The 17,736-nt window shown below is 64.3% G+C and carries 12 protein-coding genes; 2 read left to right on the top strand and 10 right to left on the bottom strand.

Going from position 1 to position 17,736, the window contains the following annotated elements; all coding sequences use genetic code 11:
• The first annotated feature begins 28 nt into the window (after nt 1–28).
• On the top strand, nt 29–1,099 hold the full coding sequence (locus tag ASC75_RS14595) for a BMP family ABC transporter substrate-binding protein (protein WP_055976670.1): 1,071 nt from the start codon (nt 29–31) through the stop codon (nt 1,097–1,099).
• A gap of 113 nt (nt 1,100–1,212) precedes the next feature.
• Here ASC75_RS14595 and rimO read toward each other — a convergent pair whose 3' ends face one another.
• From rimO to tagH, 10 genes are all read right to left on the bottom strand, one after another.
• Entirely contained in the window at nt 1,213–2,529 is a 1,317-nt protein-coding gene (rimO, locus tag ASC75_RS14590; RefSeq protein ID WP_055976667.1) for a 30S ribosomal protein S12 methylthiotransferase RimO, read from the bottom strand.
• 199 nt (nt 2,530–2,728) lie between these two features.
• Nucleotides 2,729–3,424 (bottom strand): TerC family protein, encoded by a 696-nt coding sequence (locus tag ASC75_RS14585; RefSeq protein ID WP_055976664.1) that lies wholly within the window; start codon nt 3,422–3,424, stop codon nt 2,729–2,731.
• Between the two features lie 196 nt (nt 3,425–3,620).
• The gene (locus ASC75_RS14580; protein ID WP_156381268.1) at nt 3,621–3,965 is read right to left on the bottom strand and encodes a hypothetical protein; all 345 of its coding nucleotides are present in this window, start codon (nt 3,963–3,965) and stop codon (nt 3,621–3,623) included.
• Between the two features lie 58 nt (nt 3,966–4,023).
• Nucleotides 4,024–5,055, bottom strand: coding sequence for a hypothetical protein (locus ASC75_RS14575; RefSeq protein ID WP_055976658.1), 1,032 nt, complete (start codon nt 5,053–5,055; stop codon nt 4,024–4,026).
• 108 nt (nt 5,056–5,163) lie between these two features.
• Nucleotides 5,164–7,521 carry a M23 family metallopeptidase gene (locus ASC75_RS14570; protein ID WP_055976655.1) on the bottom strand — a complete coding sequence of 786 codons (2,358 nt, stop codon included), beginning with the start codon at nt 7,519–7,521 and terminating at the stop codon, nt 5,164–5,166.
• Nucleotides 7,518–7,925: a DUF1036 domain-containing protein gene (locus ASC75_RS14565; RefSeq protein WP_055976653.1), complete on the bottom strand. Its 408-nt coding sequence runs from the start codon at nt 7,923–7,925 to the stop codon at nt 7,518–7,520. Before ASC75_RS14565 ends, ASC75_RS14570 begins: the two co-directional genes overlap by 4 nt.
• Before the next feature lie 55 nt (nt 7,926–7,980).
• Nucleotides 7,981–8,757 carry a protein phosphatase 2C domain-containing protein gene (locus ASC75_RS14560; protein WP_348271291.1) on the bottom strand — a complete coding sequence of 259 codons (777 nt, stop codon included), beginning with the start codon at nt 8,755–8,757 and terminating at the stop codon, nt 7,981–7,983.
• A gap of 111 nt (nt 8,758–8,868) precedes the next feature.
• Nucleotides 8,869–12,381, bottom strand: coding sequence for a type VI secretion system membrane subunit TssM (gene tssM / locus ASC75_RS14555; RefSeq protein WP_055976649.1), 3,513 nt, complete (start codon nt 12,379–12,381; stop codon nt 8,869–8,871).
• A 28-nt stretch (nt 12,382–12,409) separates the two neighbouring features.
• Nucleotides 12,410–13,912 carry a type VI secretion system protein TssL, long form gene (tssL, locus tag ASC75_RS14550; RefSeq protein ID WP_055976647.1) on the bottom strand — a complete coding sequence of 501 codons (1,503 nt, stop codon included), beginning with the start codon at nt 13,910–13,912 and terminating at the stop codon, nt 12,410–12,412.
• A gap of 171 nt (nt 13,913–14,083) precedes the next feature.
• Nucleotides 14,084–15,202: a type VI secretion system-associated FHA domain protein TagH gene (gene tagH / locus ASC75_RS14545; protein ID WP_055976643.1), complete on the bottom strand. Its 1,119-nt coding sequence runs from the start codon at nt 15,200–15,202 to the stop codon at nt 14,084–14,086.
• A gap of 202 nt (nt 15,203–15,404) precedes the next feature.
• Between tagH and tssI the strand changes: the two genes are divergently transcribed.
• Nucleotides 15,405–17,732, top strand: coding sequence for a type VI secretion system tip protein TssI/VgrG (gene tssI / locus ASC75_RS14540; protein WP_055976640.1), 2,328 nt, complete (start codon nt 15,405–15,407; stop codon nt 17,730–17,732).
• The last annotated feature ends 4 nt before the right edge of the window (nt 17,733–17,736 follow it).

The following is a 17,736-nucleotide window of genomic DNA, read 5'->3' as shown; positions in this document are numbered from 1 at the left end:
CCGGGCAACCAGTAAGAGGAACAACAGTATGAAGAAGACAATTCTGTCATTGGCCGCGGCAGCTGCCGTGATGTCGTTTGGCACAGTGGCGGCGGAAGCCAAGGTCAAGGCCTGCTGGGTCTATGTCGGCCCGATCGGCGATTTCGGCTATTCGTACCAGCACCACCAGGGCCTGCTGCAGGCCAAGGAGAAGTTCGGCGACGAACTCGAGACCGCCTATCTCGAAAGCGTGCCGGAAGGTGCGGACGCCGAGCGTGCCATCGAACGCTTCGCGCGCTCCGGCTGCAACATCATCTTCGCAACCTCCTTCGGCTTCATGGATCCGACCAACAAGGTCGCCGGCAAGTTCCCGGACGTGAAGTTCGAGCATGCCACCGGCTACAAGCGCGAGCATCCGAACGTTGCGACCTACAACTCGAAGTTCCACGAAGGCCGCTACATTCAGGGCGTGATCGCCGCCAAGGAATCGAAGGCCGGTGTCGCCGGCTACATCGCTTCCTTCCCGATCCCCGAAGTGGTGATGGGCATCAACGCCTTCATGCTCGGCGCGCAGTCGGTCAACCCCGACTTCAAGGTCAAGGTGGTGTGGGCCAACACCTGGTTCGACGCCGGCAAGGAAGCCGACGCCGCCAAGGCGCTGATCGACCAGGGCGTCGACATCATCACCCAGCACACCGATTCGACCGCGCCGATGCAGGTTGCCACCGAGCGCGGCATCAAGGCGTTCGGCCAGGCTTCGGACATGATCAAGTTCGGCCCGACCACCCAGCTGACCTCGATCGTCGATGATTGGGGCCCGTACTACATCGAGCGCATCCAGGAGGTCATCGACGGCACCTGGAAGCAGAGCGACATCTGGGGCGGCATGAAGGAAGGCCACGTCGTGATGGCGGCCTACGCCAACATGTCCGACGATGCGAAGAAGCTGGCCGAAGAAACCGAAGCCAAGATCAAGTCCGGCTCATTCAACCCGTTCACCGGCCCTGTGGCCAAGCAGGACGGAACCGAATGGCTGAAGGCCGGCGAAGTGGCGGAGGATGGCGTGCTGCTCGGCATGAACTTCTACGTCAAGGGCGTCGACGACAAGCTGCCGCAGTAAGCGGAGCACTCTGGGGCGCCCGTGGCGCCTCCAAAAAAGACCCCCGGTCTTGCCGGGGGTTTTTTGTTGGGCTGGCGAAGGGGACGTGGCCGCTCTCGTGACAGATGTCTGGATCAGACGGCCGAGCCGTAGAGATCGTAGGCGTCGGCACGGTCGATCTTGACCGTGACGATGTCGCCGACGCGCAGCGGGCGGCGCGACTGAATGTGGACGGAACCGTCGATCTCGGGTGCGTCATACTTGGTGCGGCCCTTGGCGCTGGTGCCGTTGGCCTCGTCGATGATGACCGGCAGGCGCTTGCCGACCTTCTTGGCCTGCGCGGCGGCCGAAATCTTCTGCTGGCGTTGCATGAAGCGATGCCAGCGGGCTTCCTTGACCTCTTCCGGCACCTGTTCGAGCCCGAGATCGTTGGAGCGCGCGCCGCTGACCGGCTCGTATTTGAAGCAGCCAGCACGATCGATCTTGGCCTCGTCGATCCAGTCGAGCAGCATCTCGAAATCTTCCTCGGTCTCGCCGGGGAAACCGACGATGAAGGTCGAGCGGATGGCGAGATCGGGGCAGACGTCGCGCCAGCCGCGAATGCGCTCCAGCGCCTTCTCGCCATGGGCCGGACGGCGCATGTTCTTCAAAACCTGCGGCGAGGCGTGCTGGAAGGGAATGTCGAGATAGGGCAGGATCTTGCCCTCGGCCATCAGCGGAATGACGTCGGCGACATGCGGGTAGGGATAGACGTAGTGCATGCGCACCCAGATGCCGAGTTCGCCGAGTTCCTGCGACAGGTCGAGGAACTTGGCGCGGACCTCGCGGTCCTTCCACGGGCTGGAGGCGTATTTGATGTCGATGCCGTAGGCGCTGGTGTCCTGCGAGATCACCAGCAGTTCCTTGACGCCGGCATTGGCGAGTTTTTCTGCTTCGCGCAGCACGTCGCCGGCCGGGCGCGAGACGAGGTCGCCACGCAGGTCGGGAATGATGCAGAAGGTGCAGCGGTTGTTGCAACCTTCTGAAATCTTGAGATAGGCGTAGTGGCGCGGGGTGAGCTTGACGCCTTGCGGCGGCACCAGGTCGGTGAAGGGGTCGTGCGCCGGCGGCGCTGCCTCGTGCACTGCGGCCATGACGCTTTCATAGGCCTGAGGCCCGGTGATGGCGAACACGTTGGGGTGCTTTTCGCGGATCAGCTCCGGCGTTGCCCCCATGCAGCCGGTGACGACGACCTTGCCGTTTTCCTTCAGCGCGGTGCCGATGGCGTTCAGCGATTCATCGCGGGCGGAATCGAGGAAGCCGCAGGTGTTGACCACGACGAGGTCGGCGCCGTCATGCTTGCGGGCGATCTCGTAGCCTTCGGCGCGCAACCGCGTGATGATGCGTTCAGAATCGACAAGCGCCTTTGGGCAACCGAGGCTGACGAAGCTGACGCGGGGTGCTGCTGACATAAACGGGTTCCAATGGGTGCGGGCCGTAACACCCTTGAGGGCCGGCCTGGAAGTCTTGAATTTTTTCGATCTGTCGGCTCTGAAAAGAGCTCAATTCGGGCGGCGCAATAGCACAAATCGGCGTCCAAGCAAACCGACTGATCGCTACATGCAAAAAGGGCCGGATTGTTCCGGCCCCTTTTCGTCAATCGTATCGGCCTCAGTGGGCCGGAGCGCGATGCCCTCCGAACCAATCGCTCAGGAAGCCAAACTGGTCCGGGAACTGGTCGACGGCACCGTCGAGCAGCATCTTCAGCGCGACATAGAGGATGATGAGCAGGCCGATATAGGCGATCCAGCGATACTTGTGCAGCAGGCGCGCGACGAAGGAGGCGGCAAAGCCCATCAGCGCGATCGACAGGGCCAGGCCGATGATCAGGACGGTCGGGTGGTCCATCGCCGCACCGGCGACAGCGAGCACGTTGTCGAGGGACATTGACACGTCGGCGATGACGATCTGCCAGGCGGCCTGGGCGAAGGTCTTGCGCGGGCCCTTGCCGGCAATCTTGCCGTCCTTGTCGTAGTCGGCGTCGGAGAGCGCTTCGGTGGCCTCATGCTCCTGTTCGTGGCTGACGCTGAGTTCGCGCCACATCTTCCAGCACACCCACAGCAGCAGCAGGCCGCCGGCGATGAGCAGCATCGGGCCGATGGCCAGGAGCCACTGGGTGATGAGCGCGAAACCGATGCGAAGGACGGTCGCGGCCGCGATGCCGACGAGGATGGCCTTCTTGCGCTGCTCGGCGGGCAGGCCCGCTGCGGCAAGGCCGATGACGATGGCATTGTCGCCAGCGAGCACGAGATCGATAGCTATGACCTGCAGAAGGGCGGTGAAGCCTGCGGCAGTGAATATCTCCATCGGGCGGGACCTTCTCCATTCCGTTCCAGCGACTGGAGGTGGGCTATAACGGTCGATGCTTGCTCGTCAACCGGCTACCGCCGTGTTTGCGCGAAATACGCAAAAACCGGGGCTTTGCTGACGCGAGCCTGACAAAAATGGGTGGAAATCATGGTTTCGGCGAGCCAGCCGCGGGATGGCCCGGGCCGAGAAGCGGTCATTCGCAGGCGTATCTGACACGTCCGGTCGAACTGGTGATGGCGCGGCAGGACATGGGCTTGGCGCCGCCCGCGGCTCTCTCGGAAGCACGGCCTGGCGCACGCGTCACCGGGCGCGGGCCGGGCTGCTGGGTGACGAAGCGGATCTCCGGGCCGGCCGGGAAAGAGGAGGCCTGCGAACGTTCGCTGGCCGCGCGGCGCGCGTCGTCGTCCTGCCAGAAGCGCCTGGAGTCCATCGGCTTGGGAATGACGACGGTCCCGTCGGACGAGCGGCTGCAGCCGCCGACCGTGGTGGCCGAAAGACATAGGACAAGCGCGGGCGCCAATTTCCAACCTGAACTCATGCGATTTCTATATCGCGGTCGGCGGCGGCGATAAAGTACTTGCCGTCAAGCTGTTGTGCTAATTCGCAAAATTCTTCCGCGACAGCAAAGTGGGGATGTGAAAGCAGGCGAGGGGCTGTTCTTCATTGGTAACCACCAGCAACTCGCCCGTGGCGTCGATGTCGAGCCCCTTCGGGCCGCCTTCTTCGGGATTGTGCCGCCCCTTCTGAAAGGTCTGATCGTCAAGAACCCGGAACGAGACTACGGGCGCATGCTCGCCTGACCAGCCGTTACCGGCAGTTCGGTAGACATGTACATAGGGCGAGCCTGCGTCGGCGACGTAGATCATGCTGCCATCCGGCGAAAATCTTACGCCGTGCGGGTAACCCACGCCGCAAAGGGTGCCTGCATGAGCCGACCGGCGATCGAGACCCGTCCGGTTGTCGAACAGAAGCACGGAATGCGTCATGTGGTTGCTGATGGCAATCCAGGCCTTGTCGGGGCTGAGCGCAATGCCGTCGGGCACGTCCAGCCCTTGCTCCAGGAGGATCGAGTTGCGCGGCAGCGACCACCCACCCGGCCTGATCACATGCCTCGTGACCCGGTGCTTGTAGTTGTTGCAGACCAGAAGTTCGTAGCGGCCCTTGCCGATGGCCGAGACGCACACGGAGCCGGGCGTGGAAATACGCCGGCTGAGGCCGGCACGACGGATGACGCGCGACGGCGACAGATCATACACACGCTGCTGTCCCGACATGGAAGGCAAGGCGAAAAGGGTGACGACGCCGCCGCGGTTGGCAACGACCAGCGTCCCATTGTCGATAAAATCGAAGCCATGCGGATCCCTGAGATCAGGCGAATGCAGCTCGATGTAGTCCTTGATGTGCAGGACCGGCTTGCCCGTGGAGCGGACGATCTCGACGTCGAACAGCAGGCACATGCTCCTGCCGAAGCCGGCGATCGCCAGGCGACGGAAATCCGGTGAAAAGCGCAGGTCTTCGGTCCGGCCGAGCTGTGCAATGACATCGGCGACATGCTGGTCGACAATGAACGGGAGGTCGGCGGGCCTGTCGTCGACGACGATCGTGCGGGTGGGGAGGGCGATGTTCATGGGCAGCGGTCCGGGGCCGGAGCGACCGGCAATCGCTCGGCGCTACATGACTGCAGAAGTGGTGACAAGGTGGGATGCAGTAGCAATCGCTGAAATGCACCATCGCGGTCACAGCGTGGTTTCCACCGACGTCAGGGTCTTGGCGATTGCCTGCTTGTATTTCTCGAATTCGGGGGAGGTCTGTCGCACCTCTTGCGTCACCGCGGGCGCGGACGGCTGCGTGGCAATCGCCGGTGCACGGCCGGTCATCTTCTTTTCGGCCCAGGCAATGACGTAGTTGGCGTTCTTGCCGGTCAGGAAGGGATTGGCCTTGATCACGAGGACGCCCAGCACGTCGACCAGCATCGCATCGCCGGAGGCAGCGAGCACCTGATTGGCGCCTTCCATGCCGAGGAAATGGCACAGATAGAGACGACCGGCGGTGATCTGGTGGCCCCGCGCCTTGAGGTAGGCTTCACCCTCGCGCGCCAGGTTGCGCACCATTTCGCGCGAGATGGTCGGGTCGTAACGAAGTTCCAGCAGTTCGGCGGTGGACAAGGTGCTGGCCAGGTCTGGGCGGTAGGTGTTCATCATCCTGATCCAGGTCTTGGAGATGAATTGCCCGAGGCCGGTCGCCGACGACAGCGGGTTCTTGGCGCGGGCGCTGCCGCCGCTCTCGACATGGACGATGCGATTGGTCAGCACCTCGATGGCTAACTCGTCCGACGAGACCGTGCTCGCGGTGGCCGCGGCCACGGTGACGGTGACCGTGCCGAGCGGATCGATGGCCTGACCGTCCTGATAGAGTTCGAAATGCAGATGCGGGCCGGTCGACAGGCCGGTGGTGCCGATGTAGCCGATGACATCGCCTGCCTTGACGGTGGTTCCGACGCTGATGCCGTCCGCGAAGCGCTGCATGTGGGCATATCGGGTTTCGCGATTGTTGGCGTGCGAGATGCGGATGAGATTGCCGTAACCCTTGCCGTCGCCCTCGAACACGACCTGGCCGTCGAAGGCTGCGGCGATCGGCGTGCCGATGGGCGCTGCCCAGTCGACGCCCTTGTGGATGCGGACGGTCTTCAGGATCGGATGCTTGCGCGGCCCGAAGGTCGACGTCAGGACTCCATTGACCGGCGTGGCCATGCCGTTCGTCGTTGCCAGCGAGCGGACCTGGTCGTCACCTCCGACGCAGGAGAATTGTCCGTCGCTCTGCAGGAATACAAAGCACTCAAGCTTCTTGTCCGTGCCGTGAACGCCGACATACAGCACGCGACCGGCGACTCCGTCCTTGCCGCGTGCCGTTTCGGAATACAGGAGCACGAGGCGCTGATCTTCCGTTGCGAAGGCGTTCAGGTCCTGCCCGCGCGACAGGTACATGATGGCTTCGCCGAGCACGCCTGTGGGCACGTTGTTGCGCGCCGCCGTTGAATAGATGGCGTCGAGAAGGCGGTACTGTCGCTTCTGGGCTCCTGCCTGCGGGGCACCGGAATAGTTGAACAGGTCGTCGCGCACCCACGGGTCGACACCGGAAGCGAACTGGCCGGCAGAACTACGGGCGAGGGTGCCGATGAACCGGTTCATGGCATAGACCGAGACCTGCATCAGCGCCATTGCCGGCGCGCCGCGTCGCGGCCTGAAGCCACGCAAGGCGACGACATATCCGGGTTCGAGGTTTTCCAGCTTGAAAACCGCCTTGAGCGCGTCGTTGACCAGCTTCGCTTCGTCAGCGGCGAAATGCGCCTCGAGTGCCACGCTTTCGAGCGTGCGGTTGGTGAGTATCTTGACGAAGACGTCTTCGGTCGCCTCGAACCGCTCGGGTTCCGGTGTGACGGTTGCCACGCTGGTGTTGTTTTCGACGGCGGTCTTTTCGAACTCTGGCAGCGCTGCTTCGCCCTGGTCGATGGTTTCGCCCCAGCCCGCGGCGAGGTCTGAAGCGTCATCGCCTTCGGGCTCGATCTCATCGAGATCGGTCGTGGCCGGCGGTGCGGGCTGGACATCCACTTGCTGCCCTGCCGCCGGCTCGGCTACCGCCCGTTGCGCCTGGAAGAAGGCAAAATCCTCCTGTGTCGAGGGTATCGCCGTCATGAAGCGTTCGCTGGAGCTCAGCATGGTGTCGGAGAGATATTCGATCTTCGGCGAGATGCCGTCCTCGGTGAGATCGACCGGGCGGGCCATGGAGCGGCGCTTGGTCTCGCCCCCGGCCTCATGCGCCAGGTTGATCCACATCGGGTCGCCGGCGAGGTCGACGATGGCAGGCACATAGACGGCGGCGTCGGGCGGGACGATGTCGACGTCCTCTGTCGGCGCCAGATCGCCTTCATATTCGCCGGGCAGCCAATAGTCGGACGTGAAGTAGGCGGCCGAGGCGACGGCGAGCAGCAGCAAGATGCCTGCCGCGACCATCACCTTGAACTGGCGTTCACGCTTGCGGCGCGCCAGCCGCTCCTGCTTCTGCAGCTTGAAGCTGGCATCGATGCTGTGCGTCATGGCGAACGCCCGGTGAGAAAGAAGGTCCAGCGCGCCTGGTCGAGCGTGTCGACTTCAAAGAACCGTGCGGCGATGTGGCCGCGCTGCCAGCACTCCTCGATGCCGCGCACGGTGAAGCGCTTGCGCTCGACGCACATGTCGGTGGAGCCGCTGAGGATCGCGTTGCCGAAGACATCGGTGGCGTAGATGTAGACGTAGCGGTTGGAGAGCTCGTCCCGGATGACGTTGACGCACTGGTTGGCGCCGATGGTCCACCAGCCATCGGTCTGGAAGGCGCTCTCCACCTGCTGGCCGACGGCCAGATTGACGACGTCGAGGGTCTGGTTGCAGACGGTGAACTCCGCGCGGGCGTCGGTCGGAGCAAACAGCAGCGACCATGCCGCCAGACATGCCGCAACCAGCAACGCACGCCCTGTTGCGGCGCTGCGCTCGAATATGGTCGCGTCGTGTCGCTGGCCTCTATCGGCCTCCCGCCAAAGGTTCAGATGATGCACCGTCGGTCGCGCCCCGAATCCGCACTAGCACAATGGTGACGTTGTCCGTTCCGCCGCGCGCGAGCACTTTCGCGAGCAGGTCTTCGCAAGCTGCCTGGGGCATGGCCGACGCCACCGACGCTTCGATCTCGGCATCGGTCACATGTGCCGTGAGGCCATCGGTGCCGAGCACGAAGACGTCGTCGGGCCGGATTTCGCCCTGGCGAAAATCGACCGCGATGTCGTCGCTGACGCCGATGGCGCGGGTGATGACGTTGCGGCGCGGCCAGGTGCGCGCCTCGGCTTCGGTGATCGCGCCGCGGTCGAGCAGTTCCTGCACCTCGGTATGGTCGCGCGAAACCTGGGAGAGCTTGCCGTCGCGGACCAGATAGACGCGGCTGTCGCCCAGCCACAGGCAGGCGAATTTGCCGTCCATGACCAGCAGGGCGGCGACGGTGGAGCCGATGGTCGCGCCACGCTGGTCCGAGATGTCGCGGATGTCGGAATGCGCCTTGCGCAGGCGGTCCTCGAAACGGGCGCGCAGGTCGGGCGCCGAACTGGCGATGCCGATCGTCGCAAGATGTTCGATGATGGTGGCCGAGGCGACTTCGCCGGCATCGTGGCCGCCCATGCCGTCTGCGACGACCCACAGGCCGCTGCGCGGCTCCATCAGGTAGCTGTCTTCATTGATCTGGCGAACGCAGCCCTTGTGGCTTACGCCATAGCTTTCGAAGGGGAGGGCGACATTGTTCAACGGCCTCAAGCGCTTCTCGAGCGCCCCTCTGCGTTGCGTGGAAACGCTCGCACCGGCCAGTCTGCCACAGGGCCGGGCATTAGAGTATCGAAATCAACAGGCGGGTGTCGGTGCGCCGGGTCAAAGGCCTTTCGGACAGGTGAAGCCGGAGAAAGCAGGGAGCGAGAAGGGATTTCCCGGCGGGTTGACCTGGACCGTGTAGGCGACGTCGCGGCCGCCAATGACGAAGCGCAACTCCAGCTTGTCGCCGTTGAGGGTGGAGGTGCCGGCATCAAGCAGCCGCTTGAGGGCCCATGGCCCCTCGAATCTGAGGGCGGAGTCGCGGCCGGGCAACTCCGGCGTCAGGCTGAGATTGGCGGCGCCGGCGGCCTGGCTGCCGGGCCAGGTGACGGTGCCAGGGCTGCTGCCATTCTGGTAGCTCTGGACGACCTGGCCATTGACGTCGAGCAGCGCCATGTCGGCGTCGCCATGCAGCGAAAAGGGCGTAAAGGTGAGGTTCACGGCAGGCGTCGATCCGCCGAGCGGGAAGAACGTGTCGCGGATTTCCGAAGCCAGCTGGAACTGCTTCAACGTCGATTTCGACAGGCCACGGCCGAGGCGCGACTCCTGTTTCCATTGCCACTCCTGGCCCGACATGTCGGCAAACGAGGCCAGGTTCTGGGCGAAGAAGCGGTCGAGGATGCCGCCCGGCGCGAAGAGGCGGGAAAAATCGGCGATGGGCACATCCTGCGTGCTGCCGCCGCCGAAAGGATAGCGGTTCGCAATGGCTTCCTCGCACGGACCACTGACCGCTTGCTCGAGCATCTGGCCGAGTTGCGCCAGCGACGTCTCGGCAACGTCGCCCTCGAAATCGTCGGCCGCGGCGTGAACCATGCGCGCCAGCGTCCTGGGTAGGCGGGAGGCGTTTGCGCGAAGATTGGAGATCTGCAGCTGGAGGTTGGCATTGACGCGGTCGGCACGGGCAGGGGCTGCAGCCGACACCGTGAGGTTCTGGTATATGGCATGGAAGTTCTGGATCAGCGCATCGATGGGGCGCTGGCCGGGACGGCCGTCGACGAGGAGCTGGAACGGCCGGAACTGGGCCTCGATGTTGGCGCCCGGCACCAGCGTCGGCGCATTGGCAAAGGCGGCTCCGGCACGGCTGCTCGATTTGCGGCCGGCGAGCTCGATACCGATACGCGAGAGCCCTTCGGCGCGGGCATCGACGTCAGCGGTACCGGTGGCACGGGTCAGCGCCGTTTCCCTGGCGATTGCCTCGAACAGTTGCGCAAGCGGGGAACTGGCCGAGCCGGCTGCGGAAAGGGCGAGATATTCGGGCTTGTCTTCCGACATGGGCCTGAATTTCAGCCTGTCGAGCGTGTCGTTCCATGTTCGCGCGAATTCGTTGCTGTAGCGCTCGAGCAGTTCGGGGCCGAGCCTGAGCAGTTCTTGCTCGACATCGCCTTGCTCGGCGCCGGCCCCAAGCACCCACTGCTCATCGGCCAGTTTCTGGGCGATGCCCGCCATCTGGTCGAGGTAAAAATCATTGAACCCGGCGAAGCCGTAGAGGCCGGGGATGCGAAGCGTGGACAGATCGCTGCCGTCGATCGTCTCGAAGACCAGCTTCGCTTCCGCTCCGCCCCTGGCTGCCACGGAGAAGTCGCTGAGTGCGGCCGTGGATGTGGCCGATGAAATGAGCGCGGAGGCGCGGTCGGCGACCGTCATGCGTCCAAGCGCGCGCTGGGCGGCCTCGACGACGGAGCGGTCGAGCTCGATCGACGGGTTGGTCCCGTCGTCGAGCGCCAGCATGGCGCGCAGGTGCTTTTCGAGGATGAGGCGGCCTTCGCGATTTTGCGGTCCGGGATAGCGGTTGCGCTCCCAATCGGCCTTCATCCACGAAACGATCTGTTCGTCGTCTGTCCTGGGGGCCTTGCCGCCGAGCATCAGGTAGATCTTGAGCGCTTCGTAAAGCGCCGTCGGATCGTTCATCCTCGCCTCCAGGGTCTGTTCGACACGCAGCAGCAACCGCGGGCGCAGAATCGTTTCCAAGGCCGCGCCATAGGCCGTTGCAGTTGCCGAATGCAGGCGCGGGCGCTGGCTCATGCCCAGCATTTCCGCCGGCGGCGTCGGCTCGTCGCGGCTTTCGTAGCCGGCAGGCAGGTTGCGGACTTCCTCCAGGGCGTCGATGACGTTTTCGAGATCGGTGTCGGCGACCTCGTCGGCAGTCAAAAGCGCGCTGGCGGATGAACTATAGTTTTCCGCAGCCTGGCCGGTGGCTGCGATCAGCGACCTGTTGGCAGTGTAGCTCGCCCCCATGGCAGCGAGCCCGGCCGTTGCCAGCAAGGCAACGGCGCCGATTCCGGCGTAGCGGGAGAGCCTGGCGCGCCGGTCGGCGGCATCGTCGTGGGAAACCCAGCCGGCCTCTGCAAAGATGACCCTGGCAAGCAGATCGTGCAGGAAGAAGCTCTTGCCGGTGCCCGACATCTGGCCGGTGGAGGCTGAGCCGAAGCTGCGGCCCATGGCGCCGAGCACACGATCGATGGGCGTGCCTTCCTGGGTGCCGGAGGAGAAATAGAAACCGCGCAGGACGGCACTGGACTGCCGCGCTGCCGGATCGAAAACGCGGACCAGGAAGTCAGTGACGCGCTGGCGCAGCGAACCGAACTGCGCGACAAAACCTGACACAGCAATACGTGCGAGCGGGTCCGGTTCCTGTTGCAGAAGGTCCGGCACCTCCTCCGACAGACGCTTCACCAGCGCGTCGAATTCGGCAGGCGCTTCGCCGACCATAGGTTTGCGATCATCCGCTGCCTGGAAGGTGGCACCCCAGACCATCCGCCGCCGGTCTTCATCGAAGGCGCCGAAACACTCCATGAAGCCGGCAACCAGGTCGGCCTTGGTGAACAGGACATAGATCGGATACCTGATCTTCAGGACCTCGCTGATTTCCTGCAGACGGTTGCCGATCTCGATGGCATGCGCGCCGGCATCCTGATCGCCGGGCGCCAGCAGATCGGACAGGCTGATGGCCACGATGATGCCGTTGATCGGTTGCCGGCCACGATGCTTCTTGAGCAGGGACAGGAACGCCAGCCAGTCCTTCCGGTCGGCTTCGGCATCCGAGTCCTGCGTGGTGTAGCGGCCGGCAGTGTCGATCAGGACGGCATCGTCGGTGAACCACCAGTCGCAGTTTCGGGTGCCGCCGACACCGGGAACCGGCTGCGCCGTGCCGGAGACGGCGAGCGGAAATTTGAGGCCGGAGTTGACCAGCGCGGTGGTCTTGCCGGCACCGGGCGGGCCGATGATGACGTACCAGGGCACTTCGTAGAGGAAGTTGCGCCTGCCGCTGGCGCGCTTGAGCGTGGCGATTGCCTTGAGCATTCCGGTTTCGAGCAACCCTGCGTCGCCACCATAGGCGCGATCGCCCACGGCTGCCGCTTCGAGTGCCTTTTGGGCACTGCGTGCATGCAGCCCCCGCAACAGATAGACGCCGCCAATCGCGATCACGATGACGCCGATGATGGCCAGCCGCAGCCAGTCGGAAGACAATGGACGGCTGCCGTCGAACACGATCAGCGGCCCGCCAAACCACACGGCCGCGCAAAGGCCGGCCAGTGCCAGCAAGCTCACGGTCCGCCATAGCCAGGCCGTCATGGGCGCCACCTGACATGACCGCCGGCGATCATGGCGTTTCCTCGCGCCGGAGCATGATGTCGACGCGACGGTTCAATGCCCGCCCTTCCGGGGTCGCATTGTCGGCGACCGGCTGGTCCTCGCCCTTGCCCTCGGGGGTGAGGCGCGTTGCGTCGCCAAGTCCCGGCGCCAGCGCCTTGGCGACAGCCTCGGCACGAGCGACCGAGAGGTCGTAGTTGGACTTGAACGTGCCCGACTGGCGCGGTTTGACGTTGTCGGTATGGCCGACGACCCTGATGGCCCCTGGTTCCGCCGCCAAGGCGGCGGCAATACGGCTCGCCACAGGGGCGAACTCCGGCTTCGTGTCGGCCTTGCCGGTTTCGAAGAGCAGGGAATTGTTGATCTCGACGGTGATGTAGACGCCCTTGATCTCGACGGTCAGGCCACCGCTCTGGATGTCCTGCGCAAGAACCGCACGGACGCGGTCGATCTGGCCGCCCGTTGCCGCCGGGGCCACGGGCTCAACCGGCGCGACCGGCTGCGGTTCTTCGGCCACCGGGCCCAAACCCGCGCGCCGGATGGCGACTTGCGTCGTTGGGGTAAGAGCCAGGAGCTTGGCAGCGAGCGCATCGCCCTGGCTGGTGATGTCGCTGCGCATCCAGAAGAACGCGCCCGTCACCAAGGCCACGCCGGCAGCCGCAATCACCCAAAGCGGCAGCCGGGTCGGGCGCTTTCCCGCCATGGCAGCCATGCCCTGCCAGTGCGGAGAAATCTCGTCATCGGGGCGCGGCCTGAAATAGCGCAAGGCGTCATAAACGTCCTGGCGGACGGTTTCCAGACAATCGGCTTCGCCTGCGGCTCTGCGGAAAGGCCCTTGAAAGCCGAGCGACAGACAGGCGTGCATGAGTTCGAGCAGGTCGCAGCGCTCCGCCGGGTCGGCGAGGATGGAATTGAGGGCCTCGAAGAAGCCGTCCCCTGGAGCTTCGATGCGATAGAACTGCTTCAGCAGGCTGTGCTGCGCCCATTGCTCCGGGCCGATCCCCGGCAGGTTGGCGATGACGTCGTCGGCTGTTTCGCAAAGTGCGTATCTGGCGATGTGGGCGTCCTCTTCGGCGACGCCTGCATCGGCCACTTTCCATTCGAATTCGTCGATGGACGTCGCGACATGCTGGGCCAACGAGGACGCATCGAGCTCGACGCTCGTCGACCTGAGATGGCCGAGCAACATCAGCAGCGGTGCCGCGGACGCCATGATGGGGTTCGAGGCGACAAACTGGAGACCATCCACGGCATCGATCAGTGCATCCTGGGAAATGCCCGATTGCGCCGGCGGTTGGTCGTGCCTTGCGGGATGTCTCGCCGTCTCCGGTTTCACACTACCGAACGGCACGCCCTGAAAGATGACCGTACCGGCAGGAGGAGCGGCGTCGCCCGTGTAGATGATCGTCGGATCGGGAACGGAGCTCGGCTGATCCGGCCTTGGCGCGCGACGCGGCGATCCGCGAATAACGGTTCTGCCGTCGGAGCCGGAAGGATCGTCCTTCGAACTCATCGCCGATCACCCGTGGTTCGCACGACGCCCGGCCGCATGCCGTTGCACGTCGATGCCGCCGGCGCCGCCGGTCAATCAGCGCTGCTCGACCGGCCAACACCCGGAAGCATGGTAGTGCAAGGGCATGCCGATTGAAACCGGGGCACCGCAGGTACGGTGAACGGCGGCGCGCTACTTCTTGCCGGCGGACTTGGCGTAGGCCTCGCTGAAATAGGCGAGGAACACATCGAGCATGCCGTTCTCGTGTGCCTGTTCCCTGGCTTCCCATGTGGCGACGAACAGGTCCCAGGCCCGGCTCTTCTTCGAGACGAATGACGAGCCGGGGACCTTGCGCTCGATCGCATCGGGCGACAATTCGGAAAGCAGGCGGGCGAGGGCTGCCTGCATTGCCGCATAGGTGGCGAGTTCATGGGTCTTGAGGTCGCGAAACGCCTCGTCGACGCTGTGCTTGGCGTCGAGGTAGCCCGAGCGCCGCTGGGCGAACATGATCTCGAGGATTTCTTCCGAGCGCGGTATGAATTTCAGCGGATTGTTGTCGACGCCGCCGATCATGGTGCGCTGGCTGCTCTTTGCCAGAGCCTTGGCAGCCGCACGCGCCTTGAGCAGCAGGGCGAGTTCATCGACGACGGCCCGCAGCACCGCGCCGACCTCGGCGGCGACATCCCCGGGATCCCGCTGCAGGAAGACTTCGGGCGAGACACCGGCGCCGGCTGCGATCAGCCGGAGCAGTTCATTGGCGTCGAGTTGGGGAGTATGGAGCGGTGGCTGGGAGACCTGCTGGGCCGGTGCGCGTGGCTGGGAGCGTGGTTGGCGTGCGGGCTGGACGGCGATGCCAGCCGCCCCTTGGCCGTTGGCTGTGTCGGCGAAGAACGGGTCGGCGGCGTGCGACGGCTGGCGTGCGGGATGGCCGGAGGCTTCCCGCTGGGGCGGCGGAGCCCCCCAGTCGCCCCATTCGTTGCCGGCAACGGGCGCGCCGCCTTCGTCGATCGAGACGGCGACGATGTAGCGCCCGATCCAGATGCGGTCGCCATGGCTGAGCGGATACGGATCGGAAAGGCGCTGATCGGAACCGTTGACGAAGGTTCCGTTGCGCGACACGTCGTAGAGCCAGAACGTGCCCCTGTCGTAGCGGATTTCGCAGTGCAGGCCGGAAATGAAGAGATTGGGATCGGGCAGGTTCCAGTCGCGGTTTTCACGGCCGATCGCGAAGCCGCGGCCATCGGAGCTGTAGCTCAGCGGCCCGCCATTGGGCAGCCTGTCGACATTCTCGATGGTCAGACTGATGAACATCCGAAATTGCCCGCCAACTCGACTGTTTCTGCCAGCCTCGCGCCAATTCACCCTTTTATTCTAGCAGTTTGCGGCGACAACGGCACAGGGGCATTTCGCAGCCACCAGTTGAGCCCTTTCCGCGTGCCCGCTTTGGCCGGCCGAAAAACTTGTGCTAAGCTTCGAAGCTGAAGTCCGGCCGTCCCCGGAGAGGCACGACGCCATGGCTAAAGATCGCGCGACAGTGGTCCGGACTCCCCTTGGCGGCGATACGCTGACTTTCACCCACCTCATCGGACGAGACGAGGTCAGCCGCTGTTTTTCGTACACGGTGGGCTTCGTCAGCAGCGACGCGGAGATCGATCCGCTGAAGATTCTGGGTGGCGCCGTGTCGGTCGAAGGCGAGTCCGAGCCGACGCGCTGGTTCAGCGGGCTCGTTTCGGATTTCCGCCAGACGCGGATCGAAGACCGGCTCGCCTATTACGAGGCGACCGTACGGCCATGGCTGTGGTTCCTCGGCAATACCACCGACTGCCGCATCTTCCAGAACATGAGTATCATCGAAATCGTCGAGAAGATCTTCTCGAAGTACGGGGCGGCCAAGTTCGACAAGCGGCTGCAGGGATCGTATCCGCCGCGCGACTACTGCGTGCAATATGACGAGTCCGACCTCGATTTCGTGCAGCGGCTGCTCGAGCACGAAGGCGTCATGTATTTCTTCGAGCACGACGACGGCGAACACAAGCTGATCCTGGCCGACGCCATGACCAAGCTCAAGCCGCCCAAAGGCTACGAGAAGGTGCCGTATCATTTCGAAGGGCAGGGCACGCGGCGCGACGTCGAATACATCACCGAGTGGATTCCCGGCAGTTCGGTGCGTCCGGGCGCCTATGCCCATACCGACTACGATTTCAAGAAGCCGGGCGCCGACCTGATGGCGAAGTCCGAGCAGGCCTTCGGGCACAAGCTCGCCGACGGCGAGAATTATCGCCAGCCGGGAACGCATCTCGATGTCGGCCGCGGCGACAGCATTGCCGCGGTGCGCCGCGAGGAATTGCAGGCGGTGCACCAGCGCATCGCCGCAGCCGGCACGGTGCGGGGGCTCTTTTCCGGCTGTACTTTCAAGCTCGACGGCTTTCCGCGGGAGGACCAGAACCAGGAATATCTGGTGCTGAGCGTCGAGTATCGGATCTTCGACCCGAGCTACCACACCGGGATCAAGACGGAAGGCGACAACTTCACCGTGGTTCTCGGCGTGGCGCCGGCAAGCCTGCCCTATCGGCCGCCGCGCATCACGCCGCGGCCGATCATGCGCGGGCCGCAGACGGCGACCGTGGTGGGGCCATCGGGCGAGGAGATCTTCACCGACGAATATGCCCGGGTGAAGGTGCAATTCCACTGGGACCGCCTGGGCAAAAAGGACCAGAACAGCTCCTGCTTCGTGCGGGTGTCGCAGACCTGGGCCGGCAGCGGCTGGGGCTTCATCCAGATCCCGCGCATCGGCCAGGAGGTGATCATCGACTTCATCGAAGGCGATCCCGACCTGCCGATCATCACCGGCCGTGTCTACAACGCCTCCCAGATGCCGCCTTACGGGCTGCCGGGCAATGCCACGCAATCAGGCTGGAAATCCGACTCATCGAAGGGCGGAGGCGGCTACAACGAGCTGATGTTCGAGGACAAGGCCGGCTCGGAACTGGTCAATTTCCAGGCGCAGAAGGACCACAAGCTGCTGGTCAAGAACGACCGCACCAAGCTGGTGCAGCACGACCAGTCCGACCGGATCGATCACGACGCCAAGCATTCGGTCGGCCACAATCTGGATGAGGACGTCGGCAACAACAAGACGGTCAAGGTCGGCGTCGACCAGACCACGAACATCGGTTCGAACGACACCGAGACAGTGGGCTCCAACCGCTCGCTGACTGTCGGTTCGAACGAAACCATCGGCATTGGCGCCAACTCGACGGAAACGATCGGCGCCAACCATGCGCAGACGGTTGCCATTGCACAGGCCATCACCGTGGGGGCTGCGCGGGTCGACACCGTCGGGGCGAGCGAGACGCGCACGGTAGGGGCGGCACAGTCGAACACGATCGGCGCCAGCCGCTCGGTGAGCGTTGGCGCCGCGCAGAGCCATAGTATCGGTGCCGACGACAGTTGGCAGGTCGCGGCCAATCAGAGCGTACAGATCAGTGCCGATCAGACCTTCGAGATCGGTGGCGCGAAGTCGACGAGCATCGGCAAGGCCCGCAGCACCAAGATCGCCGACGGCGACACCACCGAGGTTGGTGGCGACCGTGCCCTGAAGATTGCCAAGGGCAGCCTGGTTCAGGTCGGCGAGTCTGGAGCCATCAAGATCGGCAAGGACCTTCTGATCGAGGCGGGCGACTCGATCGTCATCAAATGCGGCTCGGCGGCGATCTCGATGAAAAAGGACGGCACCATCAACATCGAGGGCAAGGACATCACCGTCCAGGGGTCGGGCAAGATCAACGTCAAGGCATCAAGCGACATCACGATGAAGGGTTCGGAGATCAAGCAGAACTAGGGCA

Source organism: Aminobacter sp. DSM 101952, from assembly GCF_001424795.1.
Lineage (GTDB): Bacteria > Pseudomonadota > Alphaproteobacteria > Rhizobiales > Rhizobiaceae > Aminobacter > Aminobacter aganoensis.
Note: the sequence above shows the minus strand (reverse complement) of the source record. Positions and strands in the feature narration are given on the sequence as shown.

Coding starts and splice junctions, on each gene's coding strand:
- ASC75_RS14585 (WP_055976664.1), bottom strand. CDS start 3,424: ATGGAGATATTCACTGCCGCAGGCTTCACCGCCCTTCTGCAGGTCATA.
- ASC75_RS14580 (WP_156381268.1), bottom strand. CDS start 3,965: ATGAGTTCAGGTTGGAAATTGGCGCCCGCGCTTGTCCTATGTCTTTCG.
- ASC75_RS14575 (WP_055976658.1), bottom strand. CDS start 5,055: ATGAACATCGCCCTCCCCACCCGCACGATCGTCGTCGACGACAGGCCC.
- tssM (WP_055976649.1), bottom strand. CDS start 12,381: ATGACGGCCTGGCTATGGCGGACCGTGAGCTTGCTGGCACTGGCCGGC.
- tssI (WP_055976640.1), top strand. CDS start 15,405: ATGGCTAAAGATCGCGCGACAGTGGTCCGGACTCCCCTTGGCGGCGAT.
- ASC75_RS14595 (WP_055976670.1), top strand. CDS start 29: ATGAAGAAGACAATTCTGTCATTGGCCGCGGCAGCTGCCGTGATGTCG.
- tagH (WP_055976643.1), bottom strand. CDS start 15,202: ATGTTCATCAGTCTGACCATCGAGAATGTCGACAGGCTGCCCAATGGC.
- tssL (WP_055976647.1), bottom strand. CDS start 13,912: ATGAGTTCGAAGGACGATCCTTCCGGCTCCGACGGCAGAACCGTTATT.
- rimO (WP_055976667.1), bottom strand. CDS start 2,529: ATGTCAGCAGCACCCCGCGTCAGCTTCGTCAGCCTCGGTTGCCCAAAG.
- ASC75_RS14570 (WP_055976655.1), bottom strand. CDS start 7,521: ATGACGCACAGCATCGATGCCAGCTTCAAGCTGCAGAAGCAGGAGCGG.